Here is a 24,689-nt window from a genome sequence, read left to right on the forward strand (position 1 = left end):
ACCTCAATATTTTATAAAGTGTTAGGCAACTAAACGTTGTCTTAATGCTTTTTTATCAATTTTGCCCAAAGCGGTATAAGGCATATCTTCAACAAACTCGATACGATCTGGAATCTTATAAGTTGCCAAACCATAGGCTTGCACGTACTGTCGAAGTTGCATTCCAATTCGAATTGAACTTGGATCTTGTTCATCCATACGCCATTGAATATAGGCACAGCTCTTTTCACCCAACATTGGATCTGGCATTGAAACCAATGCAGATTGAATCACTTGTGGATGTTGATTCAGTACTTGCTCCACTTCTTCTGTCGCAATTTTTTCACCACCTCGATTGATTTGGTCTTTACTCCGCCCTTCAACAATAATGTTGCCTTCGGCATTGATTCGAACTAAATCACCTGTACGATAAAAACCATCGAGTGTGAATGCATTTCGGTTATGTTCAGGTACATTGTAATAACCACGAATGGTATATGGACCACGGGTGAGTAAATGACCAACTTCACCAAGGGGCAATTCACGATCTTCATCATCTACCACTTTGATTTCATCGTAAGGGCTGATTCGACTTCCTTGAGTTGAAATGATTTGTTCAACATCATCGGTATATCTGGTGTAATTCACCAAGCCTTCAGCCATACCAAATACTTGTTGCAAACGACATTGATATTGTTCAATCAATTGACGAGCTAAAGCATCCGCTAGCCTTGCTCCACCGACTTGTAAGACCTCTAACTGAGAAAAAATATTATCAGCACCCTTTTGCACAGCTTCTGCCCACGCGGCAGCCAACGCAGGCACTAAAGCAACATGAGAAATTTGGTGTTGTTTAATTAATGCAAAACAATTTGATGCTGATGGGTCTTGTGCTAAAACCAACATTCCACCTGCATAAAACAGTCCCAATGACCCTGCCGAACTCAGACTAAAATTATGCGCAACAGGTAGTACCATGAGCATCTTGGTGTGCTGATTCAATTCACAAATATCAGCACTCGCACGAACGCTATATAAATAGTCATCATGTGTACGTGGAATCAATTTAGGAGTTCCTGTACTTCCACCTGAAAGTTGAAAAAAAGCCACATGACGCGCGGTCAATTGGGGTGGAACGATTCGTTGTTGTTGAAACTTTGAGGTATCAGGCCAAGTATCAAAACTATCATTTTCATCTGTAGCTAAAGCTGTGTTCGATACAATAATCACTTGCTCGAAGCTGTCACAACGCTTTTGACATTCTTTGGCTAAATTGCGGTAGTTAAAGCCCATGAATTTATCAGCACAGATATACAGCTTTGCATTTGTCTGCTGAATGAAGTGGCTCACTTCAGCATGTCGATGTGCAGGCAAACTCATAATAGGACGCATGCCAATACGCAACGCACCAAAATATGCGATAAAAAACTCTGCAATATTAGGGAGTTGTATGACAACACTATCGCCAATTTGATAGCCCTTTTGATTGAGATATACAGCAAACTCATCGATACGATTACGTAGATCTCGATAACTCAATCGTCGCTCACCACAGACCAATGCAATCTGGTCTGCGTATTTTTCTGCACATTCTATAAAAAACTCACTCAGTGTCTGACCTTGCCAATAACCTTGCGCAATATACTTTTCGACGAACTCGGTTGGATATTGAGTAATACCCTCCCAAAGTTTTTGTTCCAACTTATTTTCTTTAATTCGTTTATTTAGATTCATGGGACTGCCTTATTGATAAGTCAGTTGGTCAGCATCTAAGCCCATTGCATTGAGCATGGTCTTAAATTTTGCAATGGTTTCATTTAACTCACTGGTCGGTTGTGACGCCTCCACAATGCCTGCACCCGCATAGAGTCGAGCGGTATTTTCAAAAATTCGCCCACAGCGTACATTCACTGCCCATGCACCATTACCGTGTGCATCGCTCCAGCCCATGGTTCCTGCAAATAAATTACGTTGAAAAGGCTCAAGTTCTGAAATCAATTCACGTGCTAAAGCCGGCGGTTGACCACAGACTGCAGGTGTCGGATGTAACAGTGATGCAAGATCAAATACGTGCATTTCAGGATCTTTTAATGTGCCTTTAATTTGAGTCGCCAAATGCCAGACTGTTTGAGTTTTGATGAGAGAGGGTAACTTTGGAATGCTCAGTGTTTGACATAAAGGAGAAAGTTGATCGGCAATGGCTTCAATCACCACTTTGTGTTCATGCTGATCCTTAGCTGAAGCAAATAAACGATCAGCCTGTGCTTGATCTTCAACTGGATCCAAACTTCGAGCAAGCGTTCCTGCGACAGGATTACTAAACACATATTGGTTTTGCTTTGCCACCAATAACTCTGGACTCGCCCCTAAAAACCAGCCTGTCTTTTTAGGATCTTGTGCCAAGGCAAAGGTATAACCGTCTGGATTGGTTCTAAATAACTGATGAAATAATTTAACAACTGGGATTTTTTGCGCACTGCTCAAATCAATTGCTCGTGCCAATACCGCTTTTTCAAGATGCGTGGTTTTCATGAGTTGCACGAGTTTTGCAACACCTTCCACATAGTCTGCTTGAGGAGGAACTAAAGTCGCTTGAACTTGTGAGAGTCGTTCAATCGGCTCTGGCAAATTCAACCCATCAGTGACAAAAGTATTTTTCGCTTCTGCGATCGACATTTCAGGTAAATCGCGATGATCAAAAGGCAAACTTCCCACCAATATGAGTTCAGCATTTCCTGTTGCTTGAATTTTCTGCTGTAGCTCTCGTTGAGCTTTATTCAGCCATGCGTGTTGTTGTGCTTCAAAAGATAAGTTTTCATCACGCTCAAAATGAATATTTTTTATGAGTTTTTTACTCGATATTGTTCCCGTGGGTGTCGCAAAAACAAAACCGGCTAAATCTGCCTCAATTAAATCTTCCTTGGTGATTCCAATCATATTTTTAAATACTGATGGTTCTACTGGCAACATATTTGCTCTCACATCTTTCAATTATGTTTTAACAGTCCAACCCGACTTTCTTGGATTAAAGTGGTTGAACGCAATAACTATAATGATTATTATTCTCAATTAGTAATGATAATCGTTACATTTTGTTAATTAAAAAAGGATTCAAAAATGTCCACAGTATTTATTGTGACTGGTGCCGCACGTGGCATTGGTGCAGTGGTGGTAGAGAAATTAATTCAACAACAACATAACGTTATTGGTATCGACCTCAATCCTGAACTACAGTCTTGGGAGGTTTTAAAAAAGCTAGACTCAGACCAAACTGCTCGTTTTCATGCAATTTCCCATGACATCTCCAAAACAACGACATTAATTAGCAAAATTCAGCAATCACCATGGAATCACCTCGCCATTACAGGCTTGGTCAATGCAGCAGGGATTTTAGAAATGGGCAGTTTACTGGATACCTCCGAAGTACAATGGCAACATAACTTAGCCGTTAACTTTATTGGACCTGCCCTATTGTCTCAGTGGGTTGCCAAACAAATGATTCCTCACAAAGCAGGCGCAATTGTCAGTATCAGTTCGAATGCCGCATTGATTCCACGTATGAATATGGGGCTCTATGCCACAACCAAAGCAACTGTCAGTCACTTCTTTAAAAATTTAGCGCTAGAACTCGCTCCACATGGCATTCGTTGCAACCTTGTTTTACCTGGTTCGACTTTGACTCAAATGCAAAAGCAATTATGGACAGATGAACAGCCACCCAAAGGCATTGTTGAAGGAAATCTTGAACAATACCGTAGTGGTATCCCACTTGGAAAAATGGCTGAACCTGAAGATATTGCCAATGGAATTTTGTTCTTACTTTCCAATCAAGCACAACAAATCACCATGCACGAACTGGTCGTGGATGGTGGAGCAACTTTAGGCGTTTAATAACACCTACTTAAACCTAATTAGTTAAAATAATGACTTAAACCATTTACTTAAAACTACCAGCCTTAAACTGGTAGTTTTTTTTGAATCGCTAATTGGTTTGCTGTCAGCTCAGGTTGAGCTAACCATAGACGCAACATTGACATAAAGTCATGCCAATATTCCCCTAGAGACTCAACATCATAAAGTTCTTTATGCCCATCTACTGCAAGGTATAAACGTTCAACACCATTGACGAATTTGTTGGTAATCGCAATATCAAAATCTTCAATTGGTCCTGCAGAAATTGTGGTTTTATTCAGTGTACAGCCCTCAAACTGTTCAGGTAATGGATAAGGAATCCAATTGACAATCGGACCGAATAAAATATTTTCCATCGGTTCAAAGCCTTCAAGTACATAACGCATTTGCTCAAAATAACTGTTTTGATGTGGTCGTATTTCTGCAAAACGTTTTGCCAACAACTGCACCGTTTCAGACAAATTTTCTCGACCTGTACCAGCTAAGCGTAAGGGTAAAATATTCATCACTAAACAAGGAATACGCATCGCTGCTGTGCCTAATCGTGACATCATTGGCACGCCAAAACTTTGCTGCGTGTCACCTGATTGTTTCACTAAATAGCTCATCATCACCGCCATCACGACCATGGCACTCGGTAGCTTCAGTTCCGCTGCCAAACTATTCATTTGTAGCTGTGTATCCCAATCGATCACTTCTTCATAGCGAGGACCTTGATAAAATGGCTGTTTTAATTTTCGTTTTAAACGTTTCTTTGGTGCTAATTCGTTGGAAAAGTTATCCCGCCAAAATTGTAAATCTTGCTCTGCTTTAGGAGATGATAAATATCGTTGTTCATCTGCAAGAAAGCGATCAAAATGATCAAAGGCTTTGTTTTTTAGAGCTTTATCATTTTTTAAAGACTGGTAATAATCGAAGAAACGGCTAATCATTAAGCCATATGCATAGCCATCTAATGCAACATGATGGGCTTTAAACAATAAACCGTATTTTTGCTCACCTAAATGTGCAAATACATAATCATAAAGATGACCTACACTCAAATCAAAAGGTGGCTCTACTTCCTTATCCGCCCAATCTAAAATTCCTTGTTCGTCTAAATGCGATAAATCAACAAAACGTGGTGCACGCAATCCCACATCATCTACACGATAAACTTTCCCATCCTTTTCCAAAACTCGCCAATGTAGGGCTTTCGCCTCTTTGAGTGTTAACTCTATGGCTTGATGAAATAGCTCTCGGTTTAAAGGCCCTTCGATCACCAACCATTCAGCTGTGTGAAAAGGATAACTACCGTGGTACTGATGCCCTTTCCACATACTGTGTTGTGCGCGAGTTAAAGGAACTAAAGAATCCATTGTTTGCATGAGTTGTCATACCATTTTAAATAATTTTTATAATCGAGTATAAAAATCTAGGTGTATTTATTGATGAAGCCTTCAAATAGAGTCATCAAAACATTCACACAAATTATTAAATATAATGATTATCATTTGCAAATGGTTTTTAGTTGCATTACATTATTTCCACAGAGCTATTCCGTTCAGAAATTTTCTAATCCATTTTCCCAATAAATTTTAAAAGCAGAATACACATGGCAAATATTTCTCTCCCTTCGCCACGTTATATTTATGTTGAAAAATCGGAACAATTGTCCCCTCACTTGCAACGTATTTATTTTTCGAGTGATGATTTTTCGGATTTTCCTACTGATCAAAATGGCGCGCACATCAAGCTATTTTTTCCTGAGCAGATTGATCAAAAGCCCATACTTCCTACTCGGAATGAACTTGGAAAAGTCATTTGGCCTGAAGGAAAAAAACCTGTAACGCGCACTTATACCATTCGTGATTTTCTTAAAAATGAACAATTACTCGTAGTTGATTTTGTACGTCATACTGATTTTGGCATTGCAGCGGATTGGGCGATGCATGCGCAAAAAGGAAACGTGCTTGGATTGGCAGGTCCAGGTGGGCCTGATCGATTCAATTTGCAAGCAAATTACTGGATTTTTATTGGTGATTTATCAGCGCTACCCATGATTTCTTCAAGTTTAGAGCAATTACCTGAAAATGCTGGGGGTAAAGTTTGGATTGAAATTGAGAATTCAAATGATCAAATAAAAATCAAACACCCCAAATTTATGCAGATTCATTGGATCATCAAAGATCAAAACACTGAAACTAAAATTGTGAATGCTTTGAATCTTTTAGATTGGCAGTCCATGACTGTTTCAGTGTCCTTAGCAGGTGAAAATACGAGAGTTGTATCTCTGCGTAAACTTTTTAGGCAACAATTTAAAATCCCAAAAACGTATCTGTATGCTGTTCCCTACTGGAAGCAAGGAGAAAATGAAGAGAGCTATCATCAAGAACGACATCAGGTGATGGATGACTAATATGAAATCATTTAATTACTTGAATGAGTAAATTGGTTAATTACGGAATTTCTTACAAAAAATAATTTGCAGGTCACCCTTTGGATAATATTAAACAAGAAATCTTTTTTATCATCATCCTCAGTAGTTTGATTACTTGGTTTATTTCAGAGCTATTTATTCAGTTTATTGTTTTCTAGCTCACATAAACACGGTAGGGCTATGTTAATCAATAATTTTTAGCTATTATCTATATACTTATTTGGTAATAATGAAATTAAATATTCAAATCCTTATTCAATCATAAAATCATTTATATAAAATCCAAAATTCCCGACAACCAACTCTAAGCTTTCAAGCAAATCCACCAAATAACACTAAAATCTATTAATACGGACAAATACTATTAACCGATCATTAAATACAATACAGAAATATTTAATTTATATATTTCAACAACCCAAGCAAAATAACTTATAAAACAACATAGTTTGATACATATAATAAGTATCTATTAATCATTATAAAGAACATGCTCATTAAGTCGTTAATATTTTCGACAAATAAAGGACAATTATCATGACAAACTTCAATAAGCAAAATGATTCTAAATCCCAACAACAACAACAACAACAACAACAACAACAGTCATCGTCCTCTAGCGGCAACAACCAAAAGTCACAACAGGAAAAACATCAGGATCAGCAAAAAAATGCTGAAAATAAACCCAATATAAATGCGCCAAAAGAACACAATGAAAATCCAGTGAAAAAATAATTTTTTTCAAGACTTGATCAAAGCCACTTAAAATTGTAATCCCTTTTAAATGGTAAGGAATGGATATGAAAACAAGAAAAGTAATTGTTCATAAAATGTATGAAGATTTTCATAGTCTTCCAATTATTCAATATTTAGGTTATTTCAATGAAAATAATTTGATGGTCAAGTTATTTAATAATTTAAATCAAGAACTCACAAAAATTAAAGGCACAAAGCAATGGGAATTAAAATCTACTGGTGATGTATATTTTGTTGAAAATGATTATGAATTTTTTCGTTAAATTTAGTGAATACATGAAAATGCGCTATCCCCAAGTTCTATTAACTTTCTGCAAAGAATCCGATCCAAACGAGTGTAGATGTGCCTGGGCTAATTTCAATGAGAATGGCATTTTTACACATATGACAGGCTTCTATGGTGAAATTCTGACCATTAACAAAGGTAATAAAATTGTTTTAAATAATGAGGTTTGGGTTTTGAGGGATCATCTGAATAGGCCATATAGAGATCAAAAAAATGAAAAATGAATTAACTGAATTTGAAGTTAAACGCAATTTATATTTTAGAAAAATAGTCTTTGAAGGTGATTTCAAGCAAAATATAAATGATTTTAAGCATCGTAATTTTTATGATCACTTCATATATAAGCTGATCGATAGTGAATCGGGCAGAAAGCAATATTGTAAAAATTTTATTATTTTTAGATAATCATCCTCACTCAGATTCTTATGCACTTTAATGTAAAATATTAACTTCACTCGATAATCTGAATATTTCTATAAATTAAATCAAGGTGTTTAATCTATTAACACTCCAATTTAAAAAATAAATTAAAAAATGAAAATTTAACTTTCGTCTTCAGTTATAAAATCCAAATGTGAAGCCTTATATATGGCTAGTTTTCGTTTTTCAGTTTCTAGGGTTAATTTAGGTTCATTCAACCAAGAAGCTTGACCAGAATCAAGTCCCGCATGTTTTAAAGACCAGTCTGATACATAACCATACATGAACGTATTATCTGCAAATACCCATTTTGTTTTACCACCTATATCGCCACTAAATACCTTATAAGTGGGTAATGAACCGCCTATACTAATTTTTGTGTAAAGGTATTTATATATTTCAGACATGTAATAAAGTACCTAAGAGATACCTCACTATAACACCTGCGGATCCACTTCATCTAAGTATTAAATAATTTATAAACTCACCTTGAATTAGATACATTGTTGAGTTCGCGTATCTGCCATCTTATAAGTGATTAATCATATAGTGATAACAATCACTCACTTGCAATGAAATATAAAAATTATTGAAATATTAATAAGATATAAATCCTTAAACTGTACATATAGCCACAAACACATCTCAAAACTACCGTAGTGTTAATAGATTAAAAGCCCACACTGACTGCTCAACCATTATTTCAACTACTAAGGAAAGATCATGACAAGTACTATTTCAGGATTCAAAGCTTTCTCAAATAAAGCTAATACACCGTTGGCAAATGTTCAAGCGAACGAAACAACTAAGCCTGATCAAACCCCACCCACAACCACACCATCAGATAAGCCTACGCAAGGTGACAGCAAGCCTAAATAAGCTTTAGCAATAAATTTCTATGATTTTGCTTTTCTAGAAAGTGGGATTGTAGATTTTAAATATCTATATAAATCATTTTATAATTTAGTTTTGCAACAATTGAAACACCCACTTTAAGAAGTTTTCCATCTGGGTAAACTGTGGTGCAGCGTTAAGATCAACTTTGGAAAGTCTACCAAATTTACCGATTACATGTTGATTTTCATCTACTTTAAAATCAGCTTGTTTACTATCATTTAATTCTTCAAAAAAATGAATACATTGTGTTGTATTGCTTAAATGTTCGAATCCTTTGGTTTCGATGAGGAAAAAGTATATTTGTTTTAATGTTGGATAATCATAACTAATCAATATCATTCTTCTAATTTGTATGTTGTAATTCTAAACTAGATGAAAGGCTGACGAATAGCAACAATAAAGCTATCAGTTAATTAGAACATACAAGCTATTTTAAGTTTTATGTCATTCCATTCAGGACTCGAATCTATATCAGATTTCGAAATTGATCATTGATTCGTAAAGCTATAGTTAAAAAAATCTGCATATTGGAGTAAATGCAGATTGATGAATAGATAAATTTTTATGTATATTTTATTTATAGGGTATATGTTAACAAACCTGTAAATAACAATCACTTGCAATAACTACCAAATTAATTTTTAAAGTCTTCATATTTATTGAACATGTATTTACATGATATAAAAACCTCAAAATTTGATAATAAATTGTTCATTATTATAGTTTAAATAAGACAACTTTATTCATAAATGTTTCATTTGACCAGTCATATTCCTCACTGTGGATTATTCAGCAACACCCTCATTAACCATACGTGATTCAAAAATTTTGTCTTGAGCTTCAGATTTATATTATCTAGCAAGTTGTCTCGCTTCTATATATTCCACTACTGTATACACGTTTAATCGATTACGTGTTTGTTTATAACGTACCTGGTGAGCACCATGTCTTTTCCCTTGATAGCAGTACATCAATTGACACCCCCTCACCAGCTGCCATTGAGTATCTTTTTTCTTTTGCTTTTAAGCTTTTTACTTGAGAGTCGGATAGCACTTTTAAGCCCCTATTACACGTGTGTCACACCTGTGTAACACTCTATAGTGATTAAGTCTGATTAATAATGATTGAGCTTGATCAAGATTCACAGAATCAATAGGCGATAAAAAAGCCCTAAGTTGTTATAACTTAAGGCTTTTAGGTCTAATTTGATCGAGATTAACTAAGATTGATCAAACTTGATAAAGTATATTGGTGGAGATGGCGGGAGTCGAACCCGCGTCCGCAAGCACTACACTCGAGAATACTACATGCTTAGATATCGTCAATTAGTTTAACCCGTTGCGACCCGACGAACAGGGTGCTAAGGCGATCCTCTAAATTTAGTACAAAGCCCCGAGGCGTGGCTTTAATACGGACTTGTGTGCGTGCGCTTCAGTCGGACTCTCTAACCACAAGTATTCGGAGAGGCGGACAAGCTGCCCTTAGGCAGCTAGAGCGTATGATTCGTCGTTTGCGACTAAAAAATGCAAATTTGATTTACGAGAGAAAATGCGCTCTCGGCATGCATCTATGAGCTTCATCACCAGCGTCGAAGCCAGGAACATCCCCAAAGTACAACGCAATCATAGCATACTTGCTGAAAAATACGATGTAATTTTCAAACAATTACACAACTTGATGCGCTTAATTTCATAATTGCGCTAATATTTTGTTTTTCAAGTCTAAGATTTAAAAAAAATATGAGTTACTTACTTGCACTCGATCAAGGAACGACTTCCAGTCGCGCGATCATCTTTGATGAACACGGAAAAGTTCATGCAACAGCTCAACGTGAAATCCAGATTAAAACACCTCATTCGGGTTGGGTTGAACAAGATGCTCAAGAAATATGGACGACTCAAATCGCAGTGGTACAGCAAGCTATCGCCTCTGCTCGCCTACTCGCCAAAGATATCAAAGCCATTGGTCTCACCAATCAACGTGAAACTACTGTGGTATGGGATAAGCGCACAGGTCAAACGCTCGCCCCCGCTATCGTTTGGCAAGACCGACGTGCAAGCTCATGGTGTCAACAGCTCATTCAAAATCAGCATGAACAGAGCATTCAAAATATTACAGGTTTACGGATTGATCCTTATTTTAGTGCAGGGAAATTGGTGTGGTTATTCGAACATGTAGAAGGTTTACGTGAACTTGCAGAACAAGGTCATGTTGCTTTTGGGACCATTGATAGTTGGCTGATTTGGAATTTAACTCAAGGTTCTGAGCATGTGATTGAGATGAGTAATGCTTCACGCACCATGCTCATGGATTTAAAATCACAAACATGGAATGAAGAATTACTGACATTATTTAATATTCCTCGTTCTGTATTACCTCAAATTGTCAGTTCCGACCACTATATTGCTAACACCGCAAAGGGTTTGTTAGGCGCAGAAATTCCGATTATGGGCGTTTTAGGCGATCAACAATCCGCATTATTTGGTCAATCTTGTTTTGACATCGGTACGGCTAAAAATACCTACGGAACAGGTTGTTTTATGCTGTTCAATACAGGCGATCAAATTAAAACCAGCCAAAACCAACTTCTATCTACCCTGGCTTGGCAATGCCAAAATCAAAATACTTATGCACTTGAAGGCAGCGTCTTTATGGCAGGTGCAATTGTGCAATGGCTCCGTGACGGCCTAGGAATCATTAAAAATAGCCAAGATGTTGAGCATTTGGCTTGTCAGGTCGATAGTTCTGAAGGCGTGGTTTTAGTCCCTGCATTTACAGGGCTAGGCGCACCGCATTGGGATAGCGAAGCCCGTGCCCTACTCTGTGGCATGTCTCGTGGGACAAATAAAGCGCATATCGCACGTGCAGCGTTGGAAGCAATCGCTTTTCAGGTATCAGATGTGCTCTCTGCAATGCAGTCGGATATTGGACAACCGCTGAAAGAACTTCGAGTTGATGGCGGTGCAAGTAGTAATGATATGCTGATGCAGTTTCAAGCTGATCTACTGAATGTTCCTGTTCTGCGTCCTAAAATGCTCGAATCAACGGCTTGGGGTGCAGCAGCTATGGCAGGCTTAAAAGCTGGTGTATTTACACAGCTTTCAGAAATCTCTGAATCATGGCAACTCGATCGTGCGTTTGAGCCAAATATGAACGAAGATCAACGTCAACATCATTTAAACCTTTGGCAAGATGCACTCAATCGAGCAAAGTCCTGATTCAATTGTAATGACACAAAAAAGCCCTCATTTTTAGCATCATGTAAATTGAGGGCTTTTATTTTTCTATCTTTTAATAAAAACTTTGCAATTAGTAAGCGTAAGAAGCAATCCCAGTTGCGATTGGCTTGCCTTCATCATTCACCATATTCATGCGCATGGTACAGCCTTTACGTCCCATACGAAGTACTTCAGCTGTGGCAATAAAATGCTTTCCACGACCGGGTGCTAAATAATCTACACGCATGTCTACTGTCGCTAAACGAGAAACTTTTTTCAAGGTTTCTGCCATTTGGTCAGGCTCAGCACGGTTATATAGCTCTGCCATTGCGACAATACCGCCAATACTATCGAGCAATGTCGCAGACACACCGCCATGTAAAATCTGGAATGAAATATTCCCGATGAGATTCGGCTTCATTTCGATATAGCCTTGGATTTGACCATCGACTACACGCATTTGCATTTCATTGTACGAAAAATAAGGTGAAGTGTTAAACACCTGAACCAATTGGTTTAAAACCACATTCAAGTCAACCTTTGCACCGTAATGCAAATTGCCCGTCCATTTTTTTTCTACATCATTCATAACAAACTCAAATCAACATAATGAGAAAAAACCATTCAGGAATTCTCCCCAAAACCGCATTAAGGGGGCTACAATAACCGCAAGTTAAATACCGAACATCGAGAATGTGATGACTTATACGTTTAATCGCCCAGCTTTTCCTGCTACACGTATGCGCCGTATTCGAAAAAATGAAAAACTCCGTGAGATGGTGAGAGAAACGCATCTATCTACAGAGCACCTCATTTATCCGGTATTTGTGCTACCAGGTCAAAATAAAACCCAAGACATCCCTAGTATGCCAAAAATCCAACGACTTTCCGCGGATTTGTTGTTAAACAAAGCAGAAAAACTTTTGGAATTGGGTGTTTCTAAACTTGCGCTATTCCCTGTAACGCCACAAGAAGACAAGAGCTTATCAGCTGAAGCTGCTTGGCGTGATGATGGTCTGGTTCAAACAACTGTACGTTTACTAAAAAAAGAATTGCCTGAAATGGTGCTAATCACTGACGGCGCACTTGATCCATATACCACACATGGTCAAGACGGTATCATTGATGAAACAGGCTATGTACTGAATGATGAAACGGTTGAGTGCTTAATTAAACAAGGCTTGAGTCATGCCGAAGCAGGTGCTGATGTATTTGCACCAAGCGACATGATGGATGGGCGCATTGCAGCGATTCGTCAAGCTTTTGAAGCAAATGGTCATATCTATACTAATATCATGGCGTATTCAGCGAAATATGCATCAAGCTTCTACGGCCCATTCCGCGATGCTGTCGGCTCTTCAAGTAATCTCAAAGGTGGTAATAAATACAATTACCAAATGGATGTCGGTAACCGTGCTGAAGCTTTACATGAAATTGCATTAGATATTCAAGAAGGTGCGGACATGGTGATCGTAAAACCAGGCATGCCTTATCTCGATATCGTTCGTGAAGTCAAAGATACCTTTGGTATTCCAACCTTTGTGTATCAAGTCAGTGGTGAATATGCAATGTTGGCAGCGGCGATCCAAAATGGATGGTTGTCTGAAAGTGTCATTTTAGAATCACTGATGAGCTGTCGTCGTGCAGGTGCAGATGGAATCTGGACTTATTTTGCTGAAGATGCTGCGAAAATGTTAAAAGGCATCAATTAATTTTCAAAGTACCTAATACCCTTCTAAACAGGCTGATCTAAGATCGGCCTTTTTTAATCCAGTTAAGATCTTCATTAAAAGAATTGAGATCAATCTAAAAATTATTTTCCAATATTTTTAAATCGTGAACCTTTAAATCAAGTTTCGACTCGCTTGAGAGCTTGATGCTATGTTCTAATATCGCACACGGTCATGGATAACACTGAGTTTAAGATGCATATTGCCATCATTGGATGTGGGATTAGCGGTCTATTAACTGCACTCGAATTATTGGATCAAGGTTGCTCGATCAGCTTATTTGATCAACAGCAAGCTGGCAAAGCTGCATCATGGGCAGGTGGCGGGATTCTGTCTCCGATGTATCCATGGCGTTACCCACAAGCGGTCAATGACTTGGCTCAACATGGCAAAGCACTCTATCAACAGTGGAATAAAAAACTCAGTCCGCTAACAGGAATCGACTTTGAAATTCACGACACAGGTTTATTGATTTTCGATCAAGATGATTTTGAAATTGGTCATCAATATGCAGAACGTCATCATGAGCCGATGCAACATTGCCAACTGCTCGATCGTGAAAAATTAGAACAGACCAATCCACGGATTTCCCAACAATTTCAGCAAGCGATGTATTTTTCTGAAATTTCAAATGTACGTAATCCACGTTTGCTTAAATCTATCATTGCTTATTTAAAACAACATCCAAAAGTCAAGCTGTATGAAAATACATGGATCGATCACTTTGACATTCAAAACAATAAAATTAACTCGATACGAACCACATTAGGTCAAGACTTCAGGGCGGATCAGTATGTGATTGCGACAGGTTCATGGTCAGAACATTGGTCAAATCAACTCGGATTGAACATTCCTGTCCATCCTGTACAAGGTCAAATGTTACTCTTTAAAACGCCTGAACACTGGTTACCGACCATGTGTATGAATAAAGTCATGTATTTAATTCCACGACAAGATGGGTATATCGTCTGTGGCTCAAGTATGGATGACATTGGTTTTGACCATCGTCCAGACATCGACACACAACGTAAAATTTATGAAGCCAGCTTAGAAATGGTGCCTGAACTGGAACAATTCCCAATCGTAAAATCATGGGCTGGATTACGCCCAAGCTCACCTACAGGGATCCCCTATATCGGACGACTTCCTAAACTTGATAATGCTTGGGCAAACTTTGGACATTTTAGAAATGGTTTGTGTATGGGACCTGCTTCAGCACAGCTTCTACGCGAACTGATCTTAAATCAAGACACTCTAGTTAATGCAGAAGTTTATAGTCCGAGCCGATTACAGCGGACTGAACCCATTTAAATGGTTTCAGATTGTCGCTATTCCTTTTAATACTTTAAAAATGAGTTAACCAAACTTTTTTGCAGCCATACGCTGTGCTTGTTTGCCATAAAACCAATAGGTAATTAAGTACAATGGAATAGCTAGAATCATGATCATAATAATGGTGAGACTTAAAAATTTACCATTGGTCATATACAGTACGAAGTTTTGCCATACTTCAGGGTCTTTTCGAGAAAACATCAGGATGCCAAATAACACCCCTGCGATGTTGTAACCCCAAAATATAAACGTATACGCTAAAGTAAACTTTTTACGCTCTTGGTCTGTAGGCGCACGGCGTTGTTGTTTGATAAATAGATTCAGCACAAAGATCATCGCGATCATATAAGGTAAAGCGGTCACGATACCTGCCACTTTTGGTGGTAAGAGTGCAGCCACCACGCCTGCGATCAATGTCAGTCCTAAACAAAGTAAAAAGAACCATAGGTAATATTTCTTCAAAGAGACCATTTTTGTTCAACCAACACTGAATAAAACAGCAGTATAAAAAAAATTGAGTTTTTTTTCAGTTTATTGTCAACGAATGTCCATAAGCCGACGTTATATAGAGTAGAAGGTCAGTAGCAACCATGAATGATTTGCCACGGCATCCGCAAATGTTCTTGGTGACCTCTAAACCAATCAGACTTATAAATCTTGCTTCTAGCATTAAAGTTTAGTTGTAGCAGCCTAAATTTTCATGATCGAAGTATTTTAGCCGACGATTTTCTATCACTCGAATCGTCGGCTTTATTTTGTCTAATTTTTCGAAACTTATAATCGTAATGACAACTTTTTTTATCAATGTCATAATTACTCAGTTCCAAAAAACTAAATAAAATAGAAAAGAATCGATGCCTTCAAAGCAAAAGAACTCCAAAAATTCTCAATTTAATTCATCTTTTGGGACTCTCTTTCAAAACCCATTTATTATTTTTTTAACGACCATTGTCTTAGCACTTTACTTCTTTATTTGCTATGTTGCATTCCAAGAAGAAGAAAGTCTCATCCCACTGACGATGGTGACATTGATTCTAGGCTTAATCTATCAAAGCTACAAAATCACTCAAAGTTTTAAAAAAATCCTCATTTATCTAACCATTAGTTCATTTGTAAGTTTGTTAGCATTCGGTCAAGGAGAAAATGAAACGCATTATGTTTTCGCAGAACATATAGAGATATGGATTTATTTTTTTCTTACTATTTATCTCATTATTATGTCTGTAGAGCATGATAAAAAAATAACAACACCTTTCGGTGAAGGGCTCAGTTTATTGTTTTGTTTGGCTTTTCTATATTGGCTCTTTGAAAATTACTTATTCGACTTTTCATTTATTTTGACCCAAGTCTTAAGCATGACGGTGCTTTCAATTACAGCATTTTCTGTCATACATGCATTATTTAAAATTAAACATAATGCTGTCAGTCGCTTCATTTTAAGTATAAGTACCTGTATTGCTGTTGTGATACTATCTTTAGATAACTTATTTCAACTTATGGATCAAGGTGAACCAAGCTTAAGTAAAACACTTGCTGAAAATATTATTTTACTGATTCAATACTTCCTACTTGGCATTTCTGCATTATTTCTATTTCAAAATATCATGTTGCTACTGCAATACTTGCCCAACAAATATACTCGTTCTTACTTTTCAGATATTAAAGAAAATACACAAGCTCATATTGAACGTTTTTCTTTAGATCAAATTTCATGGATAGAGGCGAGTTTATGTTTACTCATCTCAACGTTTGCTTATACCTTGAATTATTACTTCCAAATCATTCCACCTAATATGTGCATTTGGTTGGTGATTTTTTTCTGTCCACTACTCATTCAATATCTATTTCCATACCCCACAATAAAAGTTGTTGAAAATCAAACACCATTAAAAAAATACTCGACCAATTCGAATAAACGCAGAGCTAAAAGAAAGAGAAAATAATAAATATCGTTCAGAGAAATTCGTGACACAAATTGTCGTCTAAATCTTGCGTAAGCAAAGATTTCTGAATAAATATTCGCTACTATGCTTCTCAAGGCATGGGGCAAATAATATGGCAGTTCATTTTCTACATACATCAGATTGGCATTTAGGACAGTTTTTCCATAATCATGATCGTGAATTTGAACATGCTCAATTTCTAACATGGCTGTTAGAACAAATTAACCTCAAACAACCCAATGCCTTATTGATTGCTGGTGACATTTTCGATGTCATCAACCCTGCTTCATCTGCCCAAAAACAACTTTATCAATTCCTTGCAGATGCACATGATCTTGCTCCCCACATGCAAACGCTGATGATTGCAGGCAATCATGACTCTGGTTACCGCATTGAACAAGTCGAACCCTTTTTAGCCAAATTCAATGCCAAAGCAGTCGGTGTGATTTCTCGAAATGCGGACAATCAACTCGATTTAGACCGCTTATTGATCCCAATTTATGATCAAAATAATGAAACCATCGCATGGTGTTTAACACTGCCTTATTTGCGTAGTGCTGAAATCACAGGGCTAAACGAACATACTACCAATAATCAAAATGCGATTGCCTACTTACACCAACAACTGATCGAGGAAGCTAAAGCTCGAAAGTTGCCACATCAAGCACTGATTTTAATGTCCCATGCACATATGCAAGGGGGCGAAACTTCGGATTCTGAGCGCCCCATTATTGTAGGAAATGAAGAAGCCCTTTCTACGGCGCTGTTCGATGAAGTGATTGACTATGTCGCGCTTGGGCATTTACATAAGCCCCAAAAAGTCGGAAAAGATCATATCCGTTATAGTGGCTCACCGATTCCACTGTCATTTAGTGAAATTAACTATAAACATCAAGTTGTTGATGTGATGATTGATCCGACACTAGAGCCAATACAGCGTTTTCAATTTGAGTCTCTACCCATCCCTCGCACAGTCGGTTTGATACGAATTAGAGAAGAATTATCCAACCTCATTGAAACATTAAAAGCACTCCCTACAGGTGTAATAGAGCGCTTATCTGCACGAGATTTTTTAGAAGTGGAATATACGACGGATGCACCACCTCCTGTAGATTTACGCCAACAAATTGAACTGGCTATACCTAAAGATCGTTATCGCCTACTCCGGATTAGTCGGATTTATCAAAAGCAAAATCAAGATTCAATACAACACTCTAAAATTGACCTAGCCCCGCCTACACCTGAATCTTTATTTTCTGAAATATGGTCAAAAATGGGTTATGAGCCTGATTCGTCTGTACAAAAAGATTTCCAAATACTTTTAGCTGAAGCACAGCATGATCTTGATCAAAAACAAGGTTAAGGACACGCCATGAAAATTTTACGACTCAGCTTAAACAATTTGGCATCCTTAGCAGGTACACATCATATTCAGTTTGATGACAATCCACTGGCACATGCAGGTTTAATTGCCATCACAGGCAAAACAGGTGCAGGTAAATCGACTCTACTCGATGCAATGTGCTTGGCTCTGTATAACGAAGTGCCTCGATTAAAAGGTGCTGCTGGCAGTTTGAAAGATGCTGGCGGTCAAGAAATCTCAATCAAAGACTCCAAGAATATTTTGCGTCGAGGCACAACCTCAGGCTTTGCAGAACTTGAATTTATAGCCTTAGATGGCAAACGCTATCAAGCACGTTGGGACATTCGTCGAGCTCGTAACAAAGTTGATGGTAATTTAAAAGTAGAACGTGCCATTACTTGCCTAGATGATCAACGCGTTTTAAATCAGAAAATTTCGGAAGCAACGCCGATCATTGAAAAATTAATTGGACTCAGCTTCGAACAATTTACTCGTGCGGTGCTATTGGCTCAATCTGAAGTCGGTGCTTTTTTAAAAGCCAAAGATAATGAACGTGCAGATCTGCTTGAGTATTTAACCAACTCACAGATTTTTAGCTTAGTGAGTATGAAAGCCGCTGAGAAAAACAGTCAGATTAAGCAACAAAGAGTAGAACTCGAAAATCTGATTGGACACATTGAAACTTTATCTCAAGATGAAATTGAACATCTCAATCAACAACAAAAAGAATTATCCCTTCAATTACAAAACCTGCAGCAGTCTGAAAAAATATTAGACAATGAAAAAAAATGGCATCTTGATCGCAATCGTATCTATGCTGAAATGCAGGGCAAAAAAGAAATTTATGATGTTCAGCTTGATGCAGTAAATCAATCAGCGCAACAACAGCAACTGTTAGAACAGCTCGATCAGTTTCAATCTATTCGTGAACAATTTGTGCAACGTAATCAACTTGAACCTCAAAAAATTGATCTTGAAAAACAACATGCTGATTTTAATATTCAATTTAATTCGTTGAAGCATCATCTTTCCATTGAAGTTTCAAAGTTCGATGAATTGAAACAACAACACATTCAATTTCAGCAACAACTTGAGAGCATTCAACCGCAGCTTGAACAAGGCTTAAAGCTCGATCACGAGATCAACAGCATTTCAGAACAATATAAAAAACAAAATGCTGAACTCATCCAATTTCACGCCACACATTTAGCTCCATTACAACAACAAGCGAGCAATCAAGAGAATTCATTAAAAGCGATTGAAGCCCAAGTCGTGCAAGCTCAGCAACAACTGATTCACACTCAATTCTTAGCTTCCTTTGATCTAGAACCACAAAGTGTATTACAGCGTTTGCAAGATTACGCTAAGCAATATTCAGCTTTAAAAGACCGAATCTTAAAACAAAATAATCTGATTCATCTACGCAATGATAAAAACACATCTGACGACTTTGACGTGAATGGTTTAACACAGCAGATTAAGGATTATTCGCAGCACATCATGCAATGGTCAGAACAGCACCAGAGTATTGAGCATTTAGAACAGCAACTCAAAACCATTCAATTCAATCATCAAGATTTGCAAAAGCAGCAGTTTCAATTTGAAGCACTACAACAACAATTAACTCAGCTTTCACACGATGTTTTAGATGCTCAAAACTTAGCGTCTGATCTAAATATTCAACAGGAAAAATTTAAATCTGAACAAGTTAATGCAGAACAGCTTCAACTCAAACTCAGCTCTGAGCAGCAAGCTTACCAACAGTTAGAACACATGCTATCTCAACAGCGTTTACTTCATACTCAAAGTGTTCAAGAACTCCGTGCTCAACTCAAAGAAAATGAAGCCTGCATGGTGTGTGGGAGCCATGATCATCCTTATGCTCAAAATCACAGACTGCTAGAGCAAGGTTTACATCAACTACAAGAACAACAACTTAATCAAGCTCGAATCGCTTTAGAGCATTCTCAAGCTCAACTTCAAGCTAAACGAGTTGAAATTTCTAAATTAGAAACTGTGATTGAACAACTTCAGCAAAACTTTAAAAAACTGTCACAACAAAATTCTGAATTATTCGAGACATGCATTCTATCGCTTCAAAATTTTCATATAGAAATTGAATCGTTACCAATGGATTCAGTCAGTCATATTGAAAAACTCATCACTCGTGCAGACCAACATGCACTTTGGATCAATGAACAATTAAAATCTTTCGGTCAGCAAGAAAATGAACAGTTTGCCATCATTCAACAATGGCGCATTGAAGTCCAAGCCCTACAACAACTCAAGCTTATTCAACAAGAATATAGCCATTTAGAACAACTCATTCATCCAATTGTAGAGTCACTCCCCCCACAATTTCAGTCAGAACAACCGATTCGATGGATGACTCAAATTCAACAACAACTTCAGCAACGTCAGTCGCTTTTAAATGAACAAAAGCGTTTAGAAAATGAAAGAGTGACGCAAGCTCAATTATTCGAGAAGACTCAATATCAATTGCAAATGGAACAACAAAACCATTCGCAACTGACCAAGAACATTGAACAACTGATACAACAGGGTAAAGATTTACGCCAAAACTTGGCTGATTTAACACAGCAATATGCAGGACAGGTTTACCGTGTTGCTGCTGAATGGCGATCTGAATTAGATCAAAAATCCAAAGCTTGGCAACAACAGATTGAAGTCCAACAGCAAAAAGTGAGTCAAGCCGAGTCTCAACTCAATCAAGCGAATCTTAAAGTTCAAGCGCTTCTTTCACAGCGAGAGCAGATTGAGCAACAGCTCGGTCAATCTTTAAAAGCCATTCAAACTTGGCAAGTAAATCATGCACATGTATCCAACGATATGATTGAAAAATGGTTAAGTATTAATTTAACTGAACATCAGCAGATTCGTCGTAATTTAAATCAACAACAGCAACATTTGGACAATGCAAAAACAGCATGGCAGTTATTGGAAGAGCAATATCAAGTCCATCTAAAACAACAACCCTCGCATGACTTTGATGAAATTGAAACAAAAATCATCGAACTAAGTACAGAAAAATCAAAATTGCAAAATATCTATAATGAGATTGCGGCCAAGTTACATTTGAATGTGAATAACCAAGCGACTTTTGCCAAATATCAAACTCAAATTGAGCAGATTAAAGCTGAGGAATACCGTTGGGGACGAATTTACGACTTGATCGGTCATAAGGAAGGCACGAAATTCCAAAAAATCGCACAGGAACATCATCTTGATATTTTAGTGGAATATGCCAATCAACAACTTCAACCTTTGTCTCCTCGTTATCAACTGCATCGTATTCCTGATAGTTTAAGCTTGGCGATCATTGATTTAGATATGAACAGTGAAATCCGCCCTGTCTTGTCATTATCAGGTGGTGAAACTTTCTTGGTTTCTCTTGCTTTAGCATTGGCGATTGCCAATATGGCTTCGGGTTCGATGAAACTCGAATCACTGTTTATTGATGAAGGCTTTGGCACACTCGATCCTGCTTCACTGCATATGGTGATGAATGCACTTGATCATTTACAAAGCCAAGGTCGCAAAGTGGTGCTCATCTCACACGTGCAAGAAATGCATGAACGCATTCCTGTGCAGATTCAGGTGAAACCTGTGGGTGCAGGTGCAAGTACGATTGAAATTGTAGGTTGAGTCATTCATCAATTAAAACTCAAGCCAATTGCACTTTAGAGCATTGGCTTGAGTTTTGAATAGAATGTCTTAATGTCAGCCAATTTGACGCAAAGTCAAAATCTGTTCACTGTGCCCAAAAGGCCCTGTTTCATCGTGGAGTACCGAACTGGTTAAACCAATTCCATCATCGCCATACTGTTGCACAGTTTCTAAACCCAACCATTTCCCTTGAGGCATGCGATACAAATGTATCTGCAAATCTAGATTTGGGAATGCAAATTGAAATGGCCAGTCTTGACGTGATACCACCCCATTTGCTGTATCCACCATCCCCATCAATTTGACGAAATCAGCCGTCTGTTGCCCTTCTACCATCTCATGCGTATTGGTTAACCAAACGATACCCTTACCTGCACGGCGACCGTGGGTACGTGCTTCGACTGATTGAATATAGCCACCTGGCCACATACGAATCTCTTCCCAAACGGGTGCATGCTCAGGTCCATCCACAGATGAGTCTTCTAAACCAGCCCCCTGCTGAGTATTACTCGTGATCATGCGCCACGTTCGTGCAACGATACACGGCTTACCATTAGTACTCATGATTGATTCAACTAGTTCAATGGTTTTACCCGGACGAATCACCTGAGTTTCTATACTAAACTCCCCCGCATGAATCAAACCCAATATATCTAAACTTACCCGCCCAATGCGCATATCTTCACGCGGTTGAAAACGGTAAATTTCCTCACAAATAATCCCTGTTGCAGGTGCCATATGTTGTTCGTTAGGATTCCATGCCCCTTGCGCTAATTCAGTTGATCGATAATGTGTGATGACTGTTCCATTTTGTTGTTCTTGTCGTTGAATGAGTTGATAGTATCCTGTCATCTTGTTCTAATCCTTGAATAATAAGTGAAATATACTGTTTATGTTTTAATCAAATTATTCAAAAACATCAACCATAAACTTCAAACCTAATGTTCATTGGGAAATCTAACGTGTATGAACACAATTTCATTTCCAATAAAAAAAGACCTCCGAAGAAGTCTTTTAAACATTGAATATCAATTAATTTTTATCTGCTGGAAATGCATTTGGAGCTGGTGCATACTCACTGGTCGCATCTACAGCAACAGGTTCAGGGTTACTTAACTCAAAAACAACTGTCCCGATGATGCCCGTATTATCAATCGAACCATTTGATGAATTAGCAGCATAAGATTCATCTGGTTTACCAAACGTAAATGATGCCACTGCATTATCACTTTTTCGGAAACCTTCTATCGACAAAGTATCATGTGCATTTAACACATAGCCTGAGCTATATTTAGACGCTTCCTGACCATTTAAGACATCTAAACCATCCACACTAGCAACTATTTCGTAAGTATTCGAGGTGTTGTTTTCATAACGTAATTGATAACTTTGACCCTCGACTGCTTTGACATAATAATTCTTGCCATCACGGATCATTGGAAGCTCTTTGCCCTGATCATCGACCACAGAAAAATTCACTTTACCCGCTGCAATCGACAGGCTATTTACTGCCTTACCTTTGAAATTTTTACTTGCATAACGTATAGACGCTTCAGCAATAGGCTCACCGCTCACACGATGCAAATCCACTTTGGTAACATGAGAACTAACATCATCCCCCCATTTTGTTCCTAGTTTTTCATTCGATGAAATATCTGAATTCTCTGCCGCATTTGGTGCTGCATCTGCAACGACTGCCGAGTCTGAAGCAGCTTCTTCTGTCTTTTTTGCACAAGCAGTGAAAAACATGCCGATCATTAGACATATCAGTATTTGAATAAAGTTTTTTAAGCTCATGATTCACCTTTAAATTTTATAAATTATTTAACCTTATTTACATTGTTATGTAGTTTTCATAAACAGTATATGACATTTGCTTTTAGTTTGGTTGACATGACTTTGTTGTTTTTTTGTACAATTTAAAGCCATAAAAAAGCCCTGACTTTTCAGGGCTAGAACAAATGCTTAATCCATATAAATCATGTGGTAATTATTGATTTATCATGGCATCGTTTTATATTTATTGAGAATAATCTCGAGCACCAAACAATGCTGTTCCCACGCGAACCATCGTTGAACCTGCCGCAATTGCCTCTTTCATGTCACCTGACATGCCCATACTTAAGGTATCCCAATCTTCTGGATGTGCATGATTCGACCTGACTTGTTCAAAAAGTTTTTGTGCATCTGTAAATGCAGCAGTATTTTCAGGCGCTGGAATCACCATCAAACCACGTAATTTAAGGCGAGCTAATTGACTCATTTGAGCAACCAATTCAGCCACCTCTTCAGGCTGGCATCCATCCTTTGAGTCTTGAGCATCAATATTCACCTGCAAACAAATATTCAAAGGTGCTTGATCATCCATTCGTTGATTAGACAAACGCTCTGCAATGATCAATCGATCTACCCCATGCACCCATGCAAATTTCTCAGCTAAATGCTTGGTTTTATTACGTTGTACATGCCCAATGAAATGCCATTCAATATTGAGATCATTTAACGCTTCCATTTTATCTAATGCTTCTTGCAGATAGTTTTCGCCAAATGCACGTTGTCCTGCAGTGAACATTTCGCGTAAAGCTTCACTTGGATGTGTCTTTGATACTGCCAAAAGTTGCACAGTATTTTCTGCACGACTTGATAACTGACAAGCCTGCTGAATCTGTTGTAGTACCAGTGATCTGGCTTGTTGAAGACTATTCATTGACACATATCTCATTTAATTCATCTTTTTTTTCTTTCCT

The 24,689-nt window shown here is 37.8% G+C and carries 21 protein-coding genes and 1 other RNA gene; 11 read left to right on the plus strand and 11 right to left on the minus strand.

Going from position 1 to position 24,689, the window contains the following annotated elements; genetic code table 11:
- Nucleotides 1–21 precede the first annotated feature (21 nt).
- The gene (locus tag AC5YDM_RS13125; RefSeq protein ID WP_496152533.1) at nucleotides 22–1,713 is read right to left on the minus strand and encodes a (2,3-dihydroxybenzoyl)adenylate synthase; all 1,692 of its coding nucleotides are present in this window, start codon (nucleotides 1,711–1,713) and stop codon (nucleotides 22–24) included.
- Between the two features lie 9 nt (nucleotides 1,714–1,722).
- A complete protein-coding gene (locus tag AC5YDM_RS13130) occupies nucleotides 1,723–2,949 on the minus strand; it encodes an isochorismate synthase (RefSeq protein ID WP_496152534.1) in 1,227 nt (408 codons plus the stop codon).
- 147 nt (nucleotides 2,950–3,096) lie between these two features.
- On the opposite strand from AC5YDM_RS13130, the gene AC5YDM_RS13135 reads away from it, so the two are divergent.
- The gene (locus AC5YDM_RS13135) at nucleotides 3,097–3,870 is read left to right on the plus strand and encodes an SDR family oxidoreductase (protein ID WP_496152535.1); all 774 of its coding nucleotides are present in this window, start codon (nucleotides 3,097–3,099) and stop codon (nucleotides 3,868–3,870) included.
- A gap of 65 nt (nucleotides 3,871–3,935) precedes the next feature.
- Here AC5YDM_RS13135 and AC5YDM_RS13140 read toward each other — a convergent pair whose 3' ends face one another.
- Entirely contained in the window at nucleotides 3,936–5,258 is a 1,323-nt protein-coding gene (locus AC5YDM_RS13140; RefSeq protein ID WP_496152536.1) for a condensation domain-containing protein, read from the minus strand.
- Nucleotides 5,259–5,485: 227 nt separating this feature from the next.
- Here AC5YDM_RS13140 and AC5YDM_RS13145 point away from each other — a divergent pair, with 227 nt between their 5' ends.
- The 3 genes from AC5YDM_RS13145 to AC5YDM_RS13155 all read left to right on the plus strand — a co-directional run bounded on the left by AC5YDM_RS13145 (nucleotide 5,486) and on the right by AC5YDM_RS13155 (nucleotide 7,329).
- Nucleotides 5,486–6,289 (plus strand): siderophore-interacting protein, encoded by an 804-nt coding sequence (locus AC5YDM_RS13145; protein ID WP_496152537.1) that lies wholly within the window; start codon nucleotides 5,486–5,488, stop codon nucleotides 6,287–6,289.
- 558 nt (nucleotides 6,290–6,847) lie between these two features.
- Nucleotides 6,848–7,045 carry a hypothetical protein gene (locus tag AC5YDM_RS13150; protein WP_496152538.1) on the plus strand — a complete coding sequence of 66 codons (198 nt, stop codon included), beginning with the start codon at nucleotides 6,848–6,850 and terminating at the stop codon, nucleotides 7,043–7,045.
- Between the two features lie 65 nt (nucleotides 7,046–7,110).
- Nucleotides 7,111–7,329, plus strand: a complete 219-nt coding sequence (locus AC5YDM_RS13155; RefSeq protein ID WP_496152539.1) for a hypothetical protein — start codon at nucleotides 7,111–7,113, stop codon at nucleotides 7,327–7,329.
- A 565-nt stretch (nucleotides 7,330–7,894) separates the two neighbouring features.
- On the opposite strand, the gene AC5YDM_RS13160 is transcribed toward AC5YDM_RS13155, so the two are convergent.
- On the minus strand, nucleotides 7,895–8,179 hold the full coding sequence (locus AC5YDM_RS13160) for a hypothetical protein (RefSeq protein ID WP_496152540.1): 285 nt from the start codon (nucleotides 8,177–8,179) through the stop codon (nucleotides 7,895–7,897).
- Nucleotides 8,180–8,495: 316 nt separating this feature from the next.
- Between AC5YDM_RS13160 and AC5YDM_RS13165 the strand changes: the two genes are divergently transcribed.
- On the plus strand, nucleotides 8,496–8,651 hold the full coding sequence (locus tag AC5YDM_RS13165) for a hypothetical protein (RefSeq protein WP_496152541.1): 156 nt from the start codon (nucleotides 8,496–8,498) through the stop codon (nucleotides 8,649–8,651).
- Between the two features lie 84 nt (nucleotides 8,652–8,735).
- Here the strand turns inward: AC5YDM_RS13165 and AC5YDM_RS13170 are convergent, their stop codons facing one another.
- Entirely contained in the window at nucleotides 8,736–9,002 is a 267-nt protein-coding gene (locus AC5YDM_RS13170) for a hypothetical protein (protein ID WP_496152542.1), read from the minus strand.
- Nucleotides 9,003–9,918: 916 nt separating this feature from the next.
- Nucleotides 9,919–10,277, minus strand: a transfer-messenger RNA (tmRNA) gene (gene ssrA / locus AC5YDM_RS13175).
- 131 nt (nucleotides 10,278–10,408) lie between these two features.
- Here ssrA and glpK point away from each other — a divergent pair.
- Entirely contained in the window at nucleotides 10,409–11,887 is a 1,479-nt protein-coding gene (glpK, locus tag AC5YDM_RS13180; RefSeq protein ID WP_496152543.1) for a glycerol kinase GlpK, read from the plus strand.
- A gap of 91 nt (nucleotides 11,888–11,978) precedes the next feature.
- On the opposite strand, the gene AC5YDM_RS13185 is transcribed toward glpK, so the two are convergent.
- Nucleotides 11,979–12,476: a thioesterase family protein gene (locus tag AC5YDM_RS13185; RefSeq protein ID WP_496152544.1), complete on the minus strand. Its 498-nt coding sequence runs from the start codon at nucleotides 12,474–12,476 to the stop codon at nucleotides 11,979–11,981.
- Between the two features lie 109 nt (nucleotides 12,477–12,585).
- Here AC5YDM_RS13185 and hemB point away from each other — a divergent pair, with 109 nt between their 5' ends.
- Both hemB and AC5YDM_RS13195 read left to right on the plus strand, forming a co-directional pair.
- The gene (gene hemB / locus AC5YDM_RS13190; RefSeq protein ID WP_496152545.1) at nucleotides 12,586–13,599 is read left to right on the plus strand and encodes a porphobilinogen synthase; all 1,014 of its coding nucleotides are present in this window, start codon (nucleotides 12,586–12,588) and stop codon (nucleotides 13,597–13,599) included.
- A gap of 213 nt (nucleotides 13,600–13,812) precedes the next feature.
- Complete coding sequence (locus AC5YDM_RS13195) at nucleotides 13,813–14,928, plus strand: NAD(P)/FAD-dependent oxidoreductase (protein ID WP_496152574.1); 1,116 nt, start codon at nucleotides 13,813–13,815, stop codon at nucleotides 14,926–14,928.
- 45 nt (nucleotides 14,929–14,973) lie between these two features.
- On the opposite strand, the gene AC5YDM_RS13200 is transcribed toward AC5YDM_RS13195, so the two are convergent.
- Nucleotides 14,974–15,420 carry an ABZJ_00895 family protein gene (locus tag AC5YDM_RS13200; protein ID WP_496152546.1) on the minus strand — a complete coding sequence of 149 codons (447 nt, stop codon included), beginning with the start codon at nucleotides 15,418–15,420 and terminating at the stop codon, nucleotides 14,974–14,976.
- Nucleotides 15,421–15,803: 383 nt separating this feature from the next.
- Here AC5YDM_RS13200 and AC5YDM_RS13205 point away from each other — a divergent pair, with 383 nt between their 5' ends.
- The 3 genes from AC5YDM_RS13205 (at nucleotide 15,804) to AC5YDM_RS13215 (ending at nucleotide 21,921) form a co-directional block, all read left to right on the plus strand.
- Complete coding sequence (locus AC5YDM_RS13205) at nucleotides 15,804–16,892, plus strand: hypothetical protein (RefSeq protein ID WP_496152547.1); 1,089 nt, start codon at nucleotides 15,804–15,806, stop codon at nucleotides 16,890–16,892.
- 112 nt (nucleotides 16,893–17,004) lie between these two features.
- Nucleotides 17,005–18,255, plus strand: a complete 1,251-nt coding sequence (locus AC5YDM_RS13210; protein ID WP_496152548.1) for an exonuclease SbcCD subunit D C-terminal domain-containing protein — start codon at nucleotides 17,005–17,007, stop codon at nucleotides 18,253–18,255.
- 9 nt (nucleotides 18,256–18,264) lie between these two features.
- Entirely contained in the window at nucleotides 18,265–21,921 is a 3,657-nt protein-coding gene (locus tag AC5YDM_RS13215) for an AAA family ATPase (protein ID WP_496152549.1), read from the plus strand.
- Between the two features lie 75 nt (nucleotides 21,922–21,996).
- On the opposite strand, the gene AC5YDM_RS13220 is transcribed toward AC5YDM_RS13215, so the two are convergent.
- The 3 genes from AC5YDM_RS13220 to AC5YDM_RS13230 form a co-directional block, all read right to left on the minus strand.
- A complete protein-coding gene (locus AC5YDM_RS13220; RefSeq protein WP_496152550.1) occupies nucleotides 21,997–22,794 on the minus strand; it encodes a thioesterase family protein in 798 nt (265 codons plus the stop codon).
- 180 nt (nucleotides 22,795–22,974) lie between these two features.
- On the minus strand, nucleotides 22,975–23,739 hold the full coding sequence (locus tag AC5YDM_RS13225; RefSeq protein ID WP_496152551.1) for a hypothetical protein: 765 nt from the start codon (nucleotides 23,737–23,739) through the stop codon (nucleotides 22,975–22,977).
- 223 nt (nucleotides 23,740–23,962) lie between these two features.
- Nucleotides 23,963–24,649, minus strand: coding sequence for a YggS family pyridoxal phosphate-dependent enzyme (locus AC5YDM_RS13230; protein WP_496152552.1), 687 nt, complete (start codon nucleotides 24,647–24,649; stop codon nucleotides 23,963–23,965).
- Nucleotides 24,650–24,689 lie beyond the last annotated feature (40 nt).

This window comes from Acinetobacter sp. CY81, assembly GCF_059515925.1.